The sequence below is a fragment of the Sphingomonas pruni NBRC 15498 genome, assembly GCF_001598455.1.
In the GTDB taxonomy this organism is placed as follows: domain Bacteria; phylum Pseudomonadota; class Alphaproteobacteria; order Sphingomonadales; family Sphingomonadaceae; genus Sphingomonas; species Sphingomonas pruni.
This window is the reverse complement of sequence record NZ_BCYZ01000029.1, coordinates 18,634-35,347: the sequence shown is the minus strand read 5'-3', so window position 1 is coordinate 35,347 and position 16,714 is coordinate 18,634. Positions and strand designations below refer to the sequence as shown.

Here is a 16,714-nt window from a genome sequence, read left to right as displayed (position 1 = left end):
TTTGCCGTCGCTAACCTGTGTTAGCCATCAAGACGGAGGGCCCCATGGCGCACAAGTTCGTGATCGAGCAGAACAAGGCCGGCGAGTACGTCGCCAAGTTCAAATACAATAGTGAAATCATCTTCTGGACCGAAGGCTATTCGTCGCGCGCGAACGCACAGAACGCTATCGACTCGATCAAGAAGAACGGTCCCGACGCTCCTGTCGAAGGCTGAGCATCACGCCACGGGGCGTGCTTGAGCGCGCCCCGCCGCCAGTGCCGCGTCGCTGGCCAGCTTGTCTGCGCGTTCATTGTCGGGGTGTCCGGCATGACCCTTCACCCACACCCATTCGACGCGGTGAGGGGCGGCGGCGTCGATCAGCTTTTGCCATAGATCGGCGTTCTTGACCGGCTTCTTGTCGGACGTTTTCCAGCCGTTCTTGCGCCAGCCGTGGATCCACTTGGTCAGCCCGTCCATCACGTAGCGGCTGTCGGTCGATAGCGTTACGCGGCACGGGCGTTTGAGCGCGTTGAGCCCCTCGATCGCCGCAGTAAGCTCCATGCGGTTATTGGTGGTCAGCTTCTCGCCGCCCGACAATTCCTTCTCGCGGGCGCCCATGCGGATCAGCACGCCCCAGCCACCGGGCCCGGGATTGCCCTTGCACGCGCCATCGGTCGCGATCTCGACATGTGACAATTCGGTCATGCCAGCGACTTGAAATCGCGCACGAAGCCCGGATCGTAGATTTTGAGCCGGCGCCAGTAAGCGAGCGGGTCCTTGCGCGTCACCATCGCATCGGCGGGTGTGTTGAGCCAGTCCCAGGCGCGGCTGAGGAAGAAGCGGATGCAGGCCCCGGCGGCAAAGCCCGGCAACGCCGCACGTTCCTCGTCGCTCAGCGGCAGCGTGCGGTGATAGCCGCGGATCAGCGCCTCGCCGATCGCGGGATAATGCGTCGTCCCGCTGGCGTCGAACGACCACGCCGTGTGCATGACCGCGAGGTCGTAGATGCGCGCGTCGGTGCAGGCGAAATAGAAGTCGATCAGCCCGGTGACCTCGCTGCCCCGCATCAAGACGTTGTCGGGGAACAGGTCGGCGTGGATCGTGCCTTGCGGAAAACGGTCGCCCTGCCAGCCGTGCACAACGCGATCGACCATGGCGGCGGCCTCGGCATGGAGGTTGGGGGCCATATCGTCGAGCGAGCGGCCGCAGCGATCGAACAAAGGCTGCCAGGTGCGCACGCCCATCGAATTGTCGCGTACCAGCGCGAAGTCGGTCAGGCTGGCATGCATCCGCCCCATTGCCGCGCCCGCTGCCTCGGCCTGGGCGGCGGTCGGGTGACTGACCGACACGCCAGGCAGGAACCTGATCAGGCAGGCCTGACGCCCTTCCAGCGTCTGGATCGCGTCGCCATGGCGGTCCTTGATCGCCGGCGGTACCGGATTGCCGCGCTCCGCCAGATGATCGAGCAGCGCCATGAAATAGGGCAGGTCGCCCGCCTCGACGCGCTTTTCGTACAGCGTCAGGATGAAGCGGCCTTTGGTGGTGTCGATCAGATAGTTCGAATTCTCGACGCCCTCGGCGATGCCTTTCGCCGAGACGAGCTCGCCGACATCGTAGCGCAAGAGGAATTCCTCCAGCGCCTCGGCCGAAACATGCGTGTAGACTGCCAAGATCTAATCCGTCATTCCAGCGAAAGCTGGGATCTCATGAGGTGAATGACTGCTCGAGACCCCAGCTTTCGCTGGGGTGACGGTCTTGCTCACGCCGCCGCCTCTAGCCCGCGCGGGAGCTTGAAGGCGATCGTCTCCTGCGTCGTCTCGACTTCGCGCTCGGTCACATCGAAGCGTTCGGCGAGCCGGTCGATCAGTTCGCGCACCAATTGCTCGGGCGCCGAAGCGCCGGCGGTGATGCCTAAGGTCTTGACGCCGTCGAGAAACCCCCAATGGAGTTCGCTCGCGCGCTGGATCAGTTGAGCCGGAATGCCCTGGCGCTCCGCCACCTCGACCAGCCGCAGCGAGTTGGACGAATTCGGCGCGCCGATCACCAGTACCGCATCGCACGCGCCCGCGATCGCCTTGATCGCGGCCTGGCGATTGGAGGTCGCGTAACAGATATCCTCGCCGCGCGGTGCCTGGATGGCGGGATATTTCGCCTGGAGCGCGGCGACCACTTCCGCGGTATCGTCCACCGATAAAGTCGTCTGGGTCAGGAACGATAAGATATTCGGGTCGCGTGGTTCGAACTTGGCGACATCGGCGACCGTCTCGATCAACGTCATCGACCCTTCGGGCACCTGACCGAATGTGCCGATCACTTCGGGATGGCCGGCGTGGCCGATGAACACGATGTGCCGGCCGGAAGCGACCAGCCGTTCGGCCTGGCGGTGCACCTTGCTGACGAGTGGGCAGGTCGCATCCAGATAGGACAAGCCGCGCTCCGCCGCCTTGGCCGGCACCGCCTTGGGCACGCCGTGCGCGCTGAACACCACGGGCACGCCATCGGGCACCTCGTCGAGTTCCTCGACGAAGATTGCGCCCTTGGCCCTCAGGGTATCGACGACGAACTTGTTGTGTACGATCTCGTGACGGACATAGACCGGCGCCCCGTATTTTTCGATCGCCAGTTCGACGATGCGGATCGCGCGATCGACGCCGGCGCAGAAACCGCGCGGCGCCGCGATCAGCAGTTCGAGAGCTCTTTTCGGGGTGGAAGCCATGGCCGGCGCTCTACGCGATTGATCGGCTGAGGCAAAGGCGGTTTGCGGAGCGAGCGGTCCCCACGATCGTCACGCGGGCGATCCGTCATTGATTCTTTCGTCCGCGCTCCCCATATACAACTCGCTATCGTCGCAGGCGACGGAAACCGACGCTTCCGAGCCGACCCTTCCCTTTCTCGCTTCTAGCTCCGCGGGTACGTGCCTGCGGACAATCTATATTCCTTGAAAGGGACATCTCATGCCGATCGGCAAAGTTAAATTCTTCAATACCGACAAAGGCTATGGCTTCATTTCGCCCGAGGACGGCGGCAGCGATAGCTTCGTTCATATCAGCGCGGTCGAACGCGCCGGCATGACGACTCTCCAGGCCGACCAGCGCGTGTCGTACGACATCGAGAACGATCAGCGCGGCAAGTCGTCGGCCGTGAACCTTCAGGCAGCCTGAACCCAGTCAGCGGGGGCGAATTGCGTTGGATGGGCGGGTCATCGATCCGTCCGGACGACGCAATCGCCGCCGCCGGGAATCATTCCCTAAGCTATCGTCGGGGCGAGCTGTCGCTCCGACGATGTACCTTCGTCGCAAAGCGGCACATGCCGCCTCCGGGTCCGCGCGCTGATCGCCCACCCACCGAGTTCCAAGCGACGTTTTATCGATCACGCGGGACCGAGACTCTCTTGCGCGGTCCTCCAGGAGATAGTCATGTCGAGAATCCCCGTCCGCCCCTTCCTCGTGGCCAAAGACGAGGAGGGTGTGTTTCGCGTGACCGTGCGTACGACGCGATACAATTCCCAGGGCTATCCGCTCGTCTCCAGCGAAGTGCTGGAGGATGCTTTCAAGACGCAGACCGCCGCCCGTGCGTTCGTGCGCGAGACCTATCACGTCGAAACCAGCGATATCGCCAGCAAATAAGGACGGCTTCGCGCGCTGTCGCGGTCCGTCGACGAAACGCGCGCGCGCCTGTTGCCGCGCTCGGGTTGCGACCCTATGGTGACCGCCGCTTTATGTAAGGGTCAGGGGCCATGGCGCGCGCCGCGGCCCCTTCCCGTGTCGAAAAGGTCTGCCGTTCGTGTCACCCCGCTTTCTTGCCGCTCCGATCGCTCTCGCGCTGGTCCTCGGCGGCTGCGCCAGCCGTGGCGAGCTCGACATTTCCGAATCGGGTGCGGGCGTAACCGCGGTGCGCACACCGTGCCCGACGGTCGGCGTGCCGGCGGGGACGGGGGATCTCACCACGTTCGACCCTGCGACCAGCCGCGAGGCCACCGCGATCGACGTGGTCGCGGCGATGACCGACGTGCGTGCCACCTGCAACAATGACGGCGCAAGCCCGCAGGTCGTCACCAACATCACCTTCACCGTGCTCGCGCGGCGCGCCCGCGCCGATGGCGCGCGCGACGTGACCTTGCCCTATTTCGTCACCGTGGTTCAGGGCGGCAACGCCGTGGTCGCCAAGCGTGTCGGGCGCGTCGTCGTCCATTTCGATGCCGGCCAGACGCGCGCGAGCACCAACGGATCGGCCACCGCCAGTGTCGACCGCTCGGCAGCGACATTGTCGGACGAGGTCAAGCGCCGCATCACCGAAAAGCGCAAGGCGGGCCGCGAATCCGCCGCGATCGATCCGCTCAGCGCGCCGGACGTACGCAGTGCCGTGTTGCGCGCGACATTCGAGGCGCTGGTCGGTTTCCAGCTGACCGACGATCAGCTGAAGTACAACGCGACGCGCTAATTCGTATCGCGGTGCCAGCCCGCTCCCCCACCCGGCCTCCCACTCAGGATATTCTATGGGAGGCCGGGTGGGGGAGCGGGCTGGCACCGTTACCGCGCGGCAGCGCGAACAAAACGCGCGATTGACTCGGTCAGAGCGCCGCGCCACAGCACTATCAGTCGCTGACGACGCGGGAGAGCGCAGGGAGACCTGCCGCCGAAGGAGCAACCGCCCCGGAATCTCTCAGGCAAACGGACCGCGTTTGTCGACAGCGACGCTCTGGAAAGCGTGCGGGGGCGACGCCCCTGTGCCACCGAAGGGGTAAGCCGGGCCGTCGCCAGAGACTGGCAGCGCCGGTGAAAGCTCTCAGGTTCCGTGACAGAGGGGGCGGCGGATATTCGGTCCTGGCGGGCCGTTGTCGCGCCGTCATCTGTTATCGGGAGACCGGGTGTGAGCGACGAAGCCGAAACCGAAATCGAACTGCAGACGCTCCCGCTCGATGCCTGGCATCGCGCACGCGGCGGGCGGATGGTCCCGTTCGCCGGCTATCATATGCCGGTCCAGTATGAAGGCATCATGGCCGAGCATCTGTGGGTGCGAGAATCGGCCGGACTGTTCGATGTCAGCCATATGGGCCAGCTGCTGCTCAGCGGTCCCGACCTCGATGTCGAACTCGAGAAGCTGATCCCCGCCGACGTGAAGGGCGTAAAACTTCACGGCCAGAAATATTCGCTGCTGCTCGCCGACAATGGCGGCATTCTCGACGACCTCATGTTCACGCGTTGGGAAGACGGCATCTACATGGTCGTCAACGGCGCGGTGAAGTATGACGACATCGCGCATCTGCGCGACCATCTGCCCGACGAAATCACGCTCAACCACATGGATGACCAGGCGCTGCTGGCGTTGCAGGGGCCCAAGGCCGCCGACGCACTCGGCCGGCTGGTGCCCGGCGTCGCCGAGCTCGTCTTCATGACCGGCGGTCGTTTCGACTGGAACGGCGTGCCGCTGTGGATCAGCCGCTCCGGCTATACCGGCGAGGACGGGTTCGAGATTTCGGTGCCCGGCGACAAGGCCGAGGCGCTTGCCGACGCGCTCTGCGCCCAGCCCGAAGTGAAGCCCATCGGTCTCGGTGCGCGCGATTCGCTCAGGCTCGAAGCCGATTTGCCGCTCTACGGCCACGATCTCGATCCTGAGACGACCCCGCTGATGGCGGCGCTCGGCTTCGCCGTCGCCAGCAAGCGCCGCCGCGAGGAAGCCAATTTCCCCGGCGCCGAACGCGTCTTGCTCGAACGCGAGCAGGGACCGGTGGTCAAGCGCGTCGGCCTGCTGGTCGAGGGTCGCCAGCCGGTCCGCGAGGGCGCGGCGGTGCTCGATGCGGAGGGCTCGGAAGTCGGCAAGGTCACGTCGGGTGGCTTCGCGCCCACGCTGGGGGTGCCGATCGCCATGGCCTATGTCCCCGCCGCGATGGCCGAGGTCGGCACCAAGATTCAGCTCAATCAGCGCGGCAAGGTCCATGAAGCGACCGTCACCGCGATGCCCTTCGTTCCCCACCGCTACGTCAGAGGAAGCAAGTAATGCGCTACTTCACCGAAGATCATGAATGGGTCGATGTCGACGGCGATATCGGCACTGTCGGCATTACCGACTATGCCCAGGGCCAGCTCGGCGACATCGTGTTCGTCGACGTGCCCGAAGAAGGCAAGACCGTGACCAAAGGCGACGAAACCGCGGTGGTCGAATCGGTCAAGGCGGCGTCGGACGTCTATACGCCGGTGTCGGGCAGGGTGATCGAAGGCAATGCCGAGCTCGCCGACAATCCCGGCCTGGTCAACGAGGACGCGGATGGCGAGGGCTGGTTCTTCAAGCTGACCCTGAGCGACCCGAGCGAGCTGGAAGGCCTGATGGACGAAGCCAAATACGAGGCGTTCGTCGCGAAGCTGTGAGCTCAGGCGTCGCCCCGGCGGAGGCCGGGGCCGCTTCGTGATGGAGCGCGCCGACCAAAACCTAGCGGCCCCGGCCTCCGCCGGGGCGACGGGAAATTAAATGCGCTATCTTCCCCTGACCCAGCCTGATCGCGAGGCGATGCTCGGCGTGATCGGTGCCGAGACGATCGACGATCTGTTCGTGGACGTACCCGCCATCGCCCAGCTCGATGGGCCGATCCGCGACCTGCCGATGCACGCCAGCGAATTGGCGGTCGAACGCCACATGACCGCCCTTGCGCGCAAGAACCTGACCGCGGGCGAGGCGCCGTTCTTTCTCGGCTGCGGGGCCTATCGCCATCATGTGCCGGCGTCGGTCGATCACCTGATCCAACGCGGCGAGTTCCTGACCGCCTATACACCGTACCAGCCCGAAATCGCGCAGGGCACGCTACAGATGCTGTTCGAGTTCCAGACGCAGGTCGCGCGCCTGCTCGGGACCGACGTCGCCAATGCGTCGATGTACGACGGTTCGACCGCGTGCTGGGAAGCGATCGGCATGGCGCGGCGCGTGACCAAGCGTGGCAAGGCAATCCTGTCGGGCGGGCTCCATCCGCATTACGTCTCGGTCGCGAAGACGATGGCCAAGTACACCGGCGATCATCTCGAAACCTCGCTGCCGACGCTCTCGGTGGAAACCGACATCGACACCCTGATCGCGGCGATCGATGACGATACGTCGTGCGTCGTCGTGCAATATCCCGATATCCTCGGCCGCATCGCCGACCTGCGACCGCTGGCCGACGCTTGCCACGCCAAAAAGGCGTTGCTGGTCGCGGTGGTGACCGAGCCGGTCGCGCTCGGCGCGCTCAAGTCGCCGGGCGAGATGGATGCCGACATCGTCGTCGGCGAAGGTCAGTCCATCGGCGTCGGGCTGCAGTTCGGCGGCCCCTATGTCGGGTTGATGGGCTGCAAGGAGAAATATATCCGCCAGATGCCCGGCCGTTTCTGCGGCGAGACGGTCGATGCCGAGGGCAAGCGCGGCTTCGTGCTCACCCTGTCGACCCGCGAGCAGCATATCCGCCGCGAGAAGGCGACCTCGAACATCTGCACCAACAGCGGGCTGTGCGCGCTGGCATTCTCGATCCACATGACCTTGCTGGGTGAAGCGGGGCTGCGCGCGCTCGCCGCGACCAACCATGCCGGCGCGGTCGCCGCGGCCGAGCGGCTGGCCAAGGTGCCGGGAGTCGAGCTGGTCAATGACGCCTTCTTCAACGAATTCACGCTGAAGCTGTCGAAGGAAGCCAGGCCGGTCGTTCGTGCCCTTGCCGACAAGGGCATCCTGGCCGGCGTATCGCTCGGACGGCTCTATCCGGGCGCTGACGGTCTCGCCAACGGGCTGGTCGTCGCGGTCACCGAAACCACCACATCGGAGGACGTCGAGACGCTTGCCTCCGCGCTCGAGGAGGCGCTGGCATGAACACGATCAATCAGAGCGGTTGGCGTCCGACCACGCCCGAAACGTGCGAGGGATCGACCGGCACCTTCACCGGCAACCGCGCGCTGATGCTCGAAGAAGCGCTGATCTTCGAGATCGGTTCGACCGACACGACCGGAGTCGAAGTCGCGGAGCCGGCCGAGGTCGCATCGCGGCTGGGCGGTCTCGCCCGCAATACGCCGATCGGCCTGCCGGGCCTGTCCGAGCCGGAGACGGTGCGGCACTATACCCGCCTCAGCCGGCAGAATTACGCGATCGATCTCGGCCTGTTTCCGCTCGGATCGTGCACGATGAAGCACAATCCGCGCCTGAACGAGAAGATGGCGCGGCTGCCCGGTTTCGCCGACGTCCATCCGCTGCAGCCGGTCGATACCGTGCAGGGGGCGCTCGGCGTCATCAACGAACTCGCTGTGTGGCTGATCGAGCTCACCGGCATGCACGGCGTCGCGATGACGCCCAAGGCCGGCGCGCATGGCGAATTGTGCGGTATCCTGTGCATCAAGGCCGCGCTCGACGCGAAAGGCGAGGGCCACCGCAAGGTCATCCTGGTCCCCGAATCGGCGCATGGCACCAATCCGGCGACCGCCGCTTTTGCCGGCTATACGGTCGAGGATATTCCGGCGACGGCCGAAGGCCGCGTCGATGTCGAAGCGCTCAAGGCGCGGCTCGGACCGGATGTGGCGGGCGTGATGATCACCAACCCCAATACGTGCGGCCTGTTCGAGCGCGAGATGAGGACGATCTCGGACGCGGTGCATGCGGCCGGCGGGTTCGTCTATTGTGACGGCGCCAATTTCAACGCGATCGTCGGACGCGTGCGGCCGGGCGATCTCGGCATCGACGCGATGCACATCAACCTGCACAAGACCTTCTCGACGCCGCATGGCGGTGGCGGGCCGGGCTCCGGACCGGTGGTGCTGTCGAAGGCATTGTCGCCTTACGGCCCGTTGCCGTTCACCGAGAGGCATGCCGATGGGCACATCACTTTGGTCGAGGAGGAAACGGTCGGTGACCGCCATCCGCACAGTTTCGGACGGATGTGCGCCTTCAACGGTCAGATGGGCATGTTCACGCGCGCGCTGACCTACATCCTCAGCCACGGCGCCGACGGCCTGCGCCAGGTCGCCGAGGATTCGGTGCTCAACGCCAATTACATCCTGCGCAGCCTGGAAGACACGCTCGCCGCGCCGTTCGCGGCCTCGGGACCGTGCATGCATGAGGCGATCTTCTCCGACGATGGCCTGCCCGAGGGCTTCTCGACGATCGACATTGCCAAGGGCCTGATCGACGAAGGCTATCATCCGATGACGATGTACTTCCCGCTCGTCGTCCATGGCGCGATGCTGGTCGAGCCGACCGAGACCGAATCGAAGGCGGCGCTCGATCAGTTCATCGGCGCGCTGCGCTCGGTCGCGGAACGAGCGAAGGCGGGTGACGAATCGCTGCGCTCGGCGCCGCATTTCGCGCCCCGCCGTCGCCTCGACGAGACGCTCGCGGCGCGCAAGCCGGTGCTGGTGTGGAAGGATCCGGAGCTGGCACAGGCGGCCGAATAAGGCCTGTTGCGAGAGTGAGTTAGTTTGCTATGACAGTCTCCGGGGTTTCTCGGGGACTATCATGCAACAGCAGCAGCTTATCGGTTATGCCGTCACCACGGTCGTCGTTGTCGCGCTGCTGGCGTTCCGCTTGCGGCGGATGAGCCAGTTGCGCCGATTGCGGCTGGAAACGCTTTGGGTCGTCCCGGCCATCTATCTGATCTTCGCCGCTGTGATGTTCTATCAATTTCCGCCGACGGCGATCGGCTGGGCGATCAGCGCCGCTGCGTTGCTGGCCGGGGCAGCGATCGGCTGGCAGCGCGGCAAGATGATGCAGATTCACGTCGATCCGGACACGCATATGCTCAACCAGAAGGCATCGCCTGCCGCGATGATCTTCATCGTCGTCCTGATCGCGGTGCGGATGGCGGCCAAGTCGGTCCTCGCAACTGGTGGCGGCACCGGCTTTCATGTCAGCACGATGATGGTGACCGATGTCCTGATTGCGCTCGCGCTCGGTCTGTTCGCGACCACCCGGCTGGAGATGTTCCTGCGCGCCCGGCGGATGCTCGATGAGGTGCGCGCCGCGTCGCCTCTCCGCGGCTAATCCGCGATCGCCTCGCTGACCTGGGGATGGCGCGAGACGCGGTGCTCGCGCCAGACGATGTAGAGCCCGCTGGCGACGATCACCGGCGCGCCGACCCAGGTCCAGGGCGTCGGCAGCATGTCGAACAGCACCCAGCCGTAGAGAGTCGCCCAGATCAGGCTCGAATAGTCCATCGGCATGACCGCCGACACGGGCGCGTATTTGAGCGCGGCGGTAAAGGCGATCTGTCCCAGACCGCCGACTAGGCCCATGCCGATCAGCACCGCGAAGGTCGTGGCATCATGGCCGTGCGCGAAGAACGGATAGATCAGCACCATCGGCACCATCGATAGCGACGAGAACCAGAATACCGTCGTCACCGGCGCGTCGACCTTGCCGATCTGGCGCAGCTGGATAGCGACTAGCGCGACGAACACCGCGGAAGTAAGTCCGACCAGCGCGCCGTCGATCGGAAAATGGCCGCTTCCCGGCTGGGTGACGATCAGCACGCCGACGAATCCCGCCGCCACCGCCGCCCAGCGATGCCAGCCGGTCGGTTCCTTGAGCACCAATGCGCCCAGGATGGTCGCGAAGATCGGTACGGTAAAGGCGAGGGTGGTTGCCTCTGCCAGCGGCAGCAACAGCACCGCGCCGAAGTTGAACGCCATCCCGGTCAATCCCACCGCGGCACGGATCACCTGGCCGCGCACCGCACGCGATCTCACAGCGCTCAGGCCCGGACCGGCAACCACCATATAGGCCAGCACCACCGGCACGGCGCAGCCCTGGCGAAAGAACATGATCTCGGCGAGGTTGGCGCCGTGCGTCTCGGCGACCTTGATCAGCGCCGAAAGGCTCGACAGCAACAGCACCGCGAGCAGCCGCATCGCGATGCCCAGCATCACGCGATCGGTATGCACAGGCGCGGCCTCCCCCATGAATTCGCCATGCTCCGCACCGCCTCCCGATACAAGGCGGGGTGACGCGGGGACGCGCGGGCGCTATCGGCCCCCGATCATGATCAAGCACGCCCTCTCCGTCACCCGCGCGCAGAATTTCGCGGAATGGTATCAAACCGTCATTGCCGAGGCCGATATGGCCGAGGAGAGCGGGGTCCGTGGGTGCATGGTCATGCTGCCATGGGGCTATGGCATTTGGGAACGCATCCAGCGCTTGCTCGACGACCGCATCCGCGCGCTCGGCTATGACAACACCTATTTTCCCCTGTTCATCCCGCTTTCCTATTTCGAGAAGGAAGCGGAGCATGTCGAAGGCTTCGCCAAGGAAATGGCGGTTGTCACGCACCACCGCCTTATTCCCGACGGCAAGGGCGGGCTGATGCCCGACCCCGCGGCCAAGCTGGAAGAGCCGTTGATCGTCCGGCCGACCTCCGAAACGGTGATCGGCGCCGGCTTTGCGCGTTGGATCCAGTCGTGGCGCGATCTGCCGGTGCAGATCAACCAATGGGCGAACATCGTCCGCTGGGAAATGCGTACGCGGATGTTCCTGCGCACCGCAGAATTCCTGTGGCAGGAAGGTCATGCCGCCTACGCCTCGGCCGAGCAGGCCAAGGCGGAAACCGCCAAGGCGCTGGAGCTCTACCGTTCGTTCGCCGAGGATTGCGTCGCGATGCCGGTGATCGCCGGCGAGAAGCCCGAGAACGAGCGCTTCCCCGGCGCGGTCGAGACATGGTCGATCGAGGCGATGATGCAGGACGGCAAGGCGCTCCAGGCGGGCACCAGCCACTTCCTCGGCACCCATTTCGCCGAGGCGCAGAACATCCGCTTCCAAAACACCGAAGGCCAGTTCGAGCCGGCCAACACGATCAGCTGGGGCATGTCGACGCGCATGGTCGGCGGTCTGATCATGACGCATGGCGACGACGACGGCCTGCGCGTTCCGCCGCAGATCGCGCCGTGGCAGATCGTGATCGTGCCGATGCTGCGCGACAATGACGAGGATGCCGCGCTGATCGATTATTGCCAGGGCATCCGCGACGAGCTCGTCAAGCAAAGCGCGTTCGGCGAGCCGCTGCGCGTGCTGCTCGATCTCAAGTCGACCAAGTCGACCACCAAGCGCTGGAGCTGGATCAAGAAGGGCGCACCGATCGTGATCGAGGTCGGCGGACGCGACATGGCCGGCGGCAACGTTTCGCTGATCCGCCGCGACGCGCTCTATCGCGAAGACGGCAAGCTCGACAGCGCGGTGGTGGCGAAGAACGATTGCGTGGCGCAGGCAGCGGCTTTGCTGGCTGAAATCCAGCATGGGCTCTACACGCAGGCCAAGATGCGGCTAGACGGCAATATCGCGACCGACGTGACCGATATGGACGGGCTGAAGGCGTTCTTCGCCGATAGCGTCGAGAAGCCCGGCTGGGTGCTCGCGCAATGGTCCAAGCCGACGGGCGCGGCGCTCGATGAGGTCGAGGCGCAATTGAAAGCGCTCAAATTGACCTTGCGCAACACGCCGCGCGATGCGGCGCCAGCCGACGGCACGTGCATCTTCACCGGTGCCCCTGCGGTCGAGCGCGTGCTGATCGCGCGGGCGTATTGAGGATGGACGCGCCTCCTCCTCGGCGTGCTCCTGCCGTCGCGGGAGCACGGACGGAATGATCTGGTTCGGCAACACCAAACCCGACCTCGCCGCAATGACCACGATGGGCGCGGCCTCGATGCCGGGCCTACTTGGAATCGAGTTCGTCGACGCCGGGGACGACTGGCTGTCGGCGCGGATGCCGGTCGACCACCGCACGCACCAGCCGTTCGGGCGGCTGCATGGCGGCGCATCGGTGGCTCTGGCAGAGACGGTCGCGTCGGTCGGCGGCGCGATGACGCTCGACCCGTCGAGGCAGGTAACCGTCGGCATGGAGATCAACGCCAACCATATCCGTCCCGTGATGTCGGGCCATGTCACGGCGACTGCCAAGGCGGAGTCGCTCGGCCGCACCACGCAGATCTGGACGATCCGTATCACCGATGACGCCGGCAAGCTGATCTGCCTGTCGCGCATCACGCTGGCGGTGATCGCGGTCGCCTAGCGAAGGGCGGCGCCGCTTCGTCCGTTGGACAGCGCAGAAGGCAAGGGAGGCCGTATGCGCTGGATCTTGGTGGTGATGGGGATTGTCGGGATCGCACTGCAATTGCCGACCTCGGCGCCGGCGGCCGATGGACCGCTGGCGTCGCATCGTATCGGCAATCGCGACTATCAATTGTACGTTCCACCGGGAGGCAGCGGGCGGCTGCCGCTGGTCATCGCGCTCCATGGCGGCGGCGGCAACGGCGCGCAGCTCGCCAAGTCGGCCGGGCTGATCGACAAGGCGGCGAGCGAAGGATTTATCCTGGCGCTGCCCGAAGGATCGTCTCGGTTCGGCAAGCTGGAGACCTGGAACGCGGGCGGTTGCTGCGCCTATGCCATGCGCAAGAAGGTCGACGATATCGGCTTCATCCGCGCGCTGATCGACGACCTCGAACGGACCCAGCCCGTCGATCCCAAGCGGGTCTACGTCGTTGGCATGTCCAACGGCGGCATGATGACCGAGCGCGTGGCGATCGAGCTCGGTGATCGCATCGCCGGCGCAGCGGTTTTCGTCGGAGCGCTGTTCGGTAACGAGCCCAGGCCGGTCGCGGCTGTGCCCATGCTGATCGTCAACGCTGAGAAGGATGAGCAGGTGCCGGTAGCCGGCGGCACCAGCACGACGGGCATCGTGCGGCGGTCACAGGGTATGCCGTACAAGCCGTCACGCTACGCCGCGACTTTCTGGGCGACGGCAAACCGCTGCACCAAAGGGCCCACGCGCAGCGAGACGAGCGATTATGTTCGCGAACTATGGACCGGCTGCGCCGGCGGCGCCGACGTCGACTTCTACATTATGAAGGGTGCGGAGCATGGCTGGCCGGGACATGGGGTAGGGCGGCCAGGGGTCACGCGGAACACCGGCAAGATCGATGGTACCGCGCTGATGTGGGATTTCTTCGCGGCGCGTCACCGCTGAGGCGGAACGCGGCTCAGGCAATGCGCAGAGTCAGTGAGCGCATCATCTCGCGTTCGATCGGCTCGTCGAAACGCGCGCCGATCAAGCCGTCGGCACACCAGATAACGGTCGCGGCGATCGGAGCGCTGCGGTCGAAGCGGAGCGTCAGCGACTCGCCCTGCTCGGCCTCGATCCGGCTGGCGAGGCGGCACCCATAGATCGACAGTTGGTGGAGTGCGGCTTTTCGGTGGCGCTTCACGCTGGCATGCGCGACCGACAGGACCGGCTCCCGGTCATATTTGACGTCGGTCGCCCGGCGGCGAAAATGCGAAAATGTCGTAGCCATCGTACGGCCCCCGTCTGCCCTTGGAACGGCTATGCAACGAGGCCGGTTAATGACTGGCTAAACTGGATTTTTCGGCGTGTTGACGGGCAGACGCGCGCCGACATGCGCTTCACCGCGTGCTTCAGCCAGCCGGGCCTGGCGGTGGCGTTCGGCATAGCCCGCGCGCTGGACGGCATCGCGCGTGCCGTGGCAGGCGGGGCAGCTCATCCCTTCCTCGAACAAGGGTGACGCGCGATCCTCGCTACTGACCGGCATGCGGCAGGCACGGCACAGGCTGTGTGTACCGGGCGAGAGTTCGTGCCCGACTGCGACGCGCTCGTCGAATACGAAACATTCGCCCTGCCAGCGGCTCTCGGATGCGGGCACCTCTTCCAGATATTTCAGGATGCCGCCCTGCAAGTGAAAGACTTGATCGATCCCCTCGGCCTTGAGCAGCGCGGTCGCCTTCTCGCAGCGTATTCCCCCCGTACAGAACATCGCGACGCGCGGCGCGGCCGCGATTTCCTCGCGGTGCGCGGCGACCCAGGCGGGAAAGTCGCGAAAGCTTTCGGTCTTGGGATCGACCGCCCCGGCGAAGGTCCCGACCTTGACCTCGTAATCGTTGCGCGTGTCGATCACCATCGTGCCGGGCTGCTCGATCAGCGCGTTCCAGTCGGCTGGGAGGACGTAATGGCCAACCCCCGTCAGCGGGTCGATGTCCGGCATCCCCATCGTCACGATCTCGCGCTTCAGCCGGACCTTGAGCCGATGGAACGGCATCGTCTCGGCAGTCGCCGTCTTGACTTGCAGGTCGCCGCAACCGGGCAGGGCGCGGATATGGGCGACCACCGTGTCGATCCCTTCGGGCGGACCCGCGATCGTGCCGTTTATCCCCTCATGGGCGAGCAGCAACGTGCCCTTGATCCCTTGCGCCTCGCACAAGGCAAGTAGCGGCTCCCGAATCGCGTTGGGATCGGGGAAGCGGACGAAATGATACAAAGCGGCGACGCGGATCACGTCAGCGCGTCCCACGCCTTTTCGAACGCGATACGTTGCTCGTCGCTGAGATGCAGGCCGACCTTGCTCCGCCGCATCAGCGCGTCTTCGGCAGTCCGTGCCCATTCATGGTCGCGCATCCACCGCGCCTCGATCTCGGTCAGGCCTCCGCCCAAATCGGCGCCCATGCCGGCTTCGTCGGTCACGCCATCGAGCATCTCGCCGAGCATCGTCCCATAAGCGTGCGCCATGCGAAGCGAGCGATTGTCGCCAAGGAAGGGCCAGGTCGCACGGGCCTGGGCCACGAACTGATCAAAATTAGCGATCGCGCCACCTGGAAAGACACGGGCGCGCGACACCGGGCGGCGCTTCAGCCCCAGTTCCGGGCCGAGCTTGCCCATCGCGTCCTCGGCCAGATGGCGTCCGGTGGTGATCTTGCCGCCGAACACGCTCAATAGTGGCGGCCCGTTGGTGTCGAGCTCGAGTACGTAATCTCGCGTCACCGCCTTCGCCTCGCTCGCGCCGTCGTCATAGAGCGGGCGCACGCCCGACCATTTATAGGTGACGTCTGCCGGCGTGATTTGCTTGACGAAATGATGGTTAGCGCCCTCGCACATATACGCGATCTCGTCGTCGGAGATCTGCGCGTCTTCGGGCGCATCGACCGGGATGTCGGTGGTGCCGATCTCGGTCCCGCCTTGCCACGGGATGGCGAAGATGATGCGGCGGTCGGGAAGCTGGAGAATATAGGCGTGGTCGCCCTCGTAGAGTTTGGGCACGACGATGTGGCTGCCCTTCACCAGGCGGACATTGGCCTTGCCGTTGAGCCCCAGCCGATTGAGCATCAGATGGACCCAGGGCCCCGCCGCATTGACCAGCGCGCGCGCCTCGACCGTGCGGCCGTCGGACAGCGTCGCGGTCCAGTGATCGCCCTCGCGCCGCGCGCTGTCGAGCGAGACGCGCGTGCAGATCTCGGCGCCATTGGCATGGGCATCGACCGCATTGAGAAGTGTGAGCCGAGAATCGTCGACCTGCGCATCGGAGTAGACGAACCCGCTTTTCCCGCCCTTGAGCGGCGAGGTGAAGGCTTTGTCGGATGCGCGCAGCCCGCGCGAGCGCGGCAGGCTCATCTTCCCGCCGAGCATATCGTAGAAATAGAGGCCGATGCGGACCATCCACCATGGCCGCACGGCGTTCTCCTGCGGCAAGACGAACCGCAACGGGCGGATGATGTGCGGGGCCGCATGCACCAACAATTCGCGTTCGCGCAGCGCCTCCGCGACCAGCCGGAAGTCGTAATATTCCAGGTATCGCAGGCCGCCATGGATGAGCTTGGTCGAGGCCGACGACGTGTGACTGGCAAGATCGTCGCGTTCGACCAGCAAGACTTTCAGCCCGAGCAGCGACGCCTCGCGGGCGATCGCGCATCCGTTGATTCCGCCGCCGGCGATAAGGAGGTCGTAAGTCAGCAGTCGAATCCTC

At 65.2% G+C, this 16,714-nt stretch carries 19 protein-coding genes and 2 riboswitches; of the genes, 12 read left to right on the top strand and 7 right to left on the bottom strand.

Annotated elements, in window-relative coordinates:
* Window positions 1–44 precede the first annotated feature (44 nt).
* On the top strand, window positions 45–215 hold the full coding sequence (locus SPR01S_RS21230) for a YegP family protein (RefSeq protein ID WP_084251095.1): 171 nt from the start codon (window positions 45–47) through the stop codon (window positions 213–215).
* Window positions 216–218: 3 nt separating this feature from the next.
* Here SPR01S_RS21230 and rnhA read toward each other — a convergent pair whose 3' ends face one another.
* The 3 genes from rnhA to ispH form a co-directional block, all read right to left on the bottom strand.
* The gene (gene rnhA / locus SPR01S_RS10600; protein WP_066589179.1) at window positions 219–686 is read right to left on the bottom strand and encodes a ribonuclease HI; all 468 of its coding nucleotides are present in this window, start codon (window positions 684–686) and stop codon (window positions 219–221) included.
* Window positions 683–1,651 carry a homoserine kinase gene (thrB, locus tag SPR01S_RS10595; RefSeq protein ID WP_066589174.1) on the bottom strand — a complete coding sequence of 323 codons (969 nt, stop codon included), beginning with the start codon at window positions 1,649–1,651 and terminating at the stop codon, window positions 683–685. The genes rnhA and thrB overlap by 4 nt, the downstream gene beginning before the upstream one ends.
* Before the next feature lie 89 nt (window positions 1,652–1,740).
* Window positions 1,741–2,697: a 4-hydroxy-3-methylbut-2-enyl diphosphate reductase gene (gene ispH / locus SPR01S_RS10590; protein ID WP_066589170.1), complete on the bottom strand. Its 957-nt coding sequence runs from the start codon at window positions 2,695–2,697 to the stop codon at window positions 1,741–1,743.
* A gap of 238 nt (window positions 2,698–2,935) precedes the next feature.
* Between ispH and SPR01S_RS10585 the strand changes: the two genes are divergently transcribed.
* The 8 genes from SPR01S_RS10585 (at window position 2,936) to SPR01S_RS10550 (ending at window position 9,962) form a co-directional block, all read left to right on the top strand.
* Complete coding sequence (locus SPR01S_RS10585; RefSeq protein WP_066589167.1) at window positions 2,936–3,142, top strand: cold-shock protein; 207 nt, start codon at window positions 2,936–2,938, stop codon at window positions 3,140–3,142.
* Between the two features lie 255 nt (window positions 3,143–3,397).
* Window positions 3,398–3,607, top strand: coding sequence for a hypothetical protein (locus SPR01S_RS10580; protein ID WP_066589163.1), 210 nt, complete (start codon window positions 3,398–3,400; stop codon window positions 3,605–3,607).
* Window positions 3,608–3,764: 157 nt separating this feature from the next.
* Complete coding sequence (locus tag SPR01S_RS10575; protein WP_245661944.1) at window positions 3,765–4,421, top strand: hypothetical protein; 657 nt, start codon at window positions 3,765–3,767, stop codon at window positions 4,419–4,421.
* Window positions 4,422–4,581: 160 nt separating this feature from the next.
* A riboswitch (glycine riboswitch) is annotated at window positions 4,582–4,669 on the top strand.
* A riboswitch (glycine riboswitch) is annotated at window positions 4,670–4,792 on the top strand.
* 58 nt (window positions 4,793–4,850) lie between these two features.
* The gene (gcvT, locus tag SPR01S_RS10570; RefSeq protein ID WP_066589161.1) at window positions 4,851–5,978 is read left to right on the top strand and encodes a glycine cleavage system aminomethyltransferase GcvT; all 1,128 of its coding nucleotides are present in this window, start codon (window positions 4,851–4,853) and stop codon (window positions 5,976–5,978) included.
* Window positions 5,978–6,346, top strand: a complete 369-nt coding sequence (gene gcvH / locus SPR01S_RS10565) for a glycine cleavage system protein GcvH (RefSeq protein WP_066589158.1) — start codon at window positions 5,978–5,980, stop codon at window positions 6,344–6,346. The genes gcvT and gcvH overlap by 1 nt, the downstream gene beginning before the upstream one ends.
* 100 nt (window positions 6,347–6,446) lie before the next feature.
* On the top strand, window positions 6,447–7,805 hold the full coding sequence (gcvPA, locus tag SPR01S_RS10560) for an aminomethyl-transferring glycine dehydrogenase subunit GcvPA (RefSeq protein ID WP_066589155.1): 1,359 nt from the start codon (window positions 6,447–6,449) through the stop codon (window positions 7,803–7,805).
* On the top strand, window positions 7,802–9,376 hold the full coding sequence (gene gcvPB, locus SPR01S_RS10555; RefSeq protein WP_066589153.1) for an aminomethyl-transferring glycine dehydrogenase subunit GcvPB: 1,575 nt from the start codon (window positions 7,802–7,804) through the stop codon (window positions 9,374–9,376). The genes gcvPA and gcvPB overlap by 4 nt, the downstream gene beginning before the upstream one ends.
* Window positions 9,377–9,437: 61 nt before the next feature.
* The gene (locus SPR01S_RS10550) at window positions 9,438–9,962 is read left to right on the top strand and encodes a CcdC protein domain-containing protein (protein WP_066589151.1); all 525 of its coding nucleotides are present in this window, start codon (window positions 9,438–9,440) and stop codon (window positions 9,960–9,962) included.
* Here the strand turns inward: SPR01S_RS10550 and SPR01S_RS10545 are convergent.
* The gene (locus SPR01S_RS10545; RefSeq protein ID WP_369405267.1) at window positions 9,959–10,861 is read right to left on the bottom strand and encodes a DMT family transporter; all 903 of its coding nucleotides are present in this window, start codon (window positions 10,859–10,861) and stop codon (window positions 9,959–9,961) included. The two genes, SPR01S_RS10550 and SPR01S_RS10545, sit on opposite strands and share 4 nt — an antisense overlap.
* A 97-nt stretch (window positions 10,862–10,958) precedes the next feature.
* Here SPR01S_RS10545 and SPR01S_RS10540 point away from each other — a divergent pair, with 97 nt between their 5' ends.
* Genes SPR01S_RS10540 through SPR01S_RS10530 form a run of 3 tightly spaced genes read left to right on the top strand, consistent with a single transcriptional unit; the run spans window position 10,959 to window position 13,932 of the window.
* Complete coding sequence (locus SPR01S_RS10540; RefSeq protein WP_066589147.1) at window positions 10,959–12,494, top strand: aminoacyl--tRNA ligase-related protein; 1,536 nt, start codon at window positions 10,959–10,961, stop codon at window positions 12,492–12,494.
* Between the two features lie 55 nt (window positions 12,495–12,549).
* Window positions 12,550–12,978, top strand: coding sequence for a hotdog fold thioesterase (locus SPR01S_RS10535; protein ID WP_066589144.1), 429 nt, complete (start codon window positions 12,550–12,552; stop codon window positions 12,976–12,978).
* Between the two features lie 54 nt (window positions 12,979–13,032).
* Entirely contained in the window at window positions 13,033–13,932 is a 900-nt protein-coding gene (locus tag SPR01S_RS10530) for an extracellular catalytic domain type 1 short-chain-length polyhydroxyalkanoate depolymerase (RefSeq protein ID WP_066589141.1), read from the top strand.
* Window positions 13,933–13,945: 13 nt separating this feature from the next.
* On the opposite strand, the gene SPR01S_RS10525 is transcribed toward SPR01S_RS10530, so the two are convergent.
* The 3 genes from SPR01S_RS10525 to glpD are packed head-to-tail and all read right to left on the bottom strand — an operon-like array spanning window position 13,946 to window position 16,701.
* The gene (locus SPR01S_RS10525; protein ID WP_066589138.1) at window positions 13,946–14,257 is read right to left on the bottom strand and encodes a PilZ domain-containing protein; all 312 of its coding nucleotides are present in this window, start codon (window positions 14,255–14,257) and stop codon (window positions 13,946–13,948) included.
* Between the two features lie 57 nt (window positions 14,258–14,314).
* A complete protein-coding gene (trhO, locus tag SPR01S_RS10520; protein WP_066589209.1) occupies window positions 14,315–15,253 on the bottom strand; it encodes an oxygen-dependent tRNA uridine(34) hydroxylase TrhO in 939 nt (312 codons plus the stop codon).
* Window positions 15,250–16,701 carry a glycerol-3-phosphate dehydrogenase gene (gene glpD / locus SPR01S_RS10515; protein WP_066589137.1) on the bottom strand — a complete coding sequence of 484 codons (1,452 nt, stop codon included), beginning with the start codon at window positions 16,699–16,701 and terminating at the stop codon, window positions 15,250–15,252. Before glpD ends, trhO begins: the two co-directional genes overlap by 4 nt.
* Between the last annotated feature and the right edge of the window lie 13 nt (window positions 16,702–16,714).

What these genes read in the sequence shown, in the direction of transcription:
- SPR01S_RS10540 (WP_066589147.1), top strand. Translation starts at nt 10,959, where the DNA reads ATGATCAAGCACGCCCTCTCCGTCACCCGCGCGCAGAATTTCGCGGAA.
- SPR01S_RS21230 (WP_084251095.1), top strand. Translation starts at nt 45, where the DNA reads ATGGCGCACAAGTTCGTGATCGAGCAGAACAAGGCCGGCGAGTACGTC.
- gcvPA (WP_066589155.1), top strand. Translation starts at nt 6,447, where the DNA reads ATGCGCTATCTTCCCCTGACCCAGCCTGATCGCGAGGCGATGCTCGGC.
- rnhA (WP_066589179.1), bottom strand. Translation starts at nt 686, where the DNA reads ATGACCGAATTGTCACATGTCGAGATCGCGACCGATGGCGCGTGCAAG.
- gcvH (WP_066589158.1), top strand. Translation starts at nt 5,978, where the DNA reads ATGCGCTACTTCACCGAAGATCATGAATGGGTCGATGTCGACGGCGAT.
- SPR01S_RS10535 (WP_066589144.1), top strand. Translation starts at nt 12,550, where the DNA reads ATGATCTGGTTCGGCAACACCAAACCCGACCTCGCCGCAATGACCACG.
- gcvPB (WP_066589153.1), top strand. Translation starts at nt 7,802, where the DNA reads ATGAACACGATCAATCAGAGCGGTTGGCGTCCGACCACGCCCGAAACG.
- SPR01S_RS10530 (WP_066589141.1), top strand. Translation starts at nt 13,033, where the DNA reads ATGCGCTGGATCTTGGTGGTGATGGGGATTGTCGGGATCGCACTGCAA.
- SPR01S_RS10580 (WP_066589163.1), top strand. Translation starts at nt 3,398, where the DNA reads ATGTCGAGAATCCCCGTCCGCCCCTTCCTCGTGGCCAAAGACGAGGAG.
- SPR01S_RS10525 (WP_066589138.1), bottom strand. Translation starts at nt 14,257, where the DNA reads ATGGCTACGACATTTTCGCATTTTCGCCGCCGGGCGACCGACGTCAAA.
- SPR01S_RS10550 (WP_066589151.1), top strand. Translation starts at nt 9,438, where the DNA reads ATGCAACAGCAGCAGCTTATCGGTTATGCCGTCACCACGGTCGTCGTT.
- SPR01S_RS10585 (WP_066589167.1), top strand. Translation starts at nt 2,936, where the DNA reads ATGCCGATCGGCAAAGTTAAATTCTTCAATACCGACAAAGGCTATGGC.
- ispH (WP_066589170.1), bottom strand. Translation starts at nt 2,697, where the DNA reads ATGGCTTCCACCCCGAAAAGAGCTCTCGAACTGCTGATCGCGGCGCCG.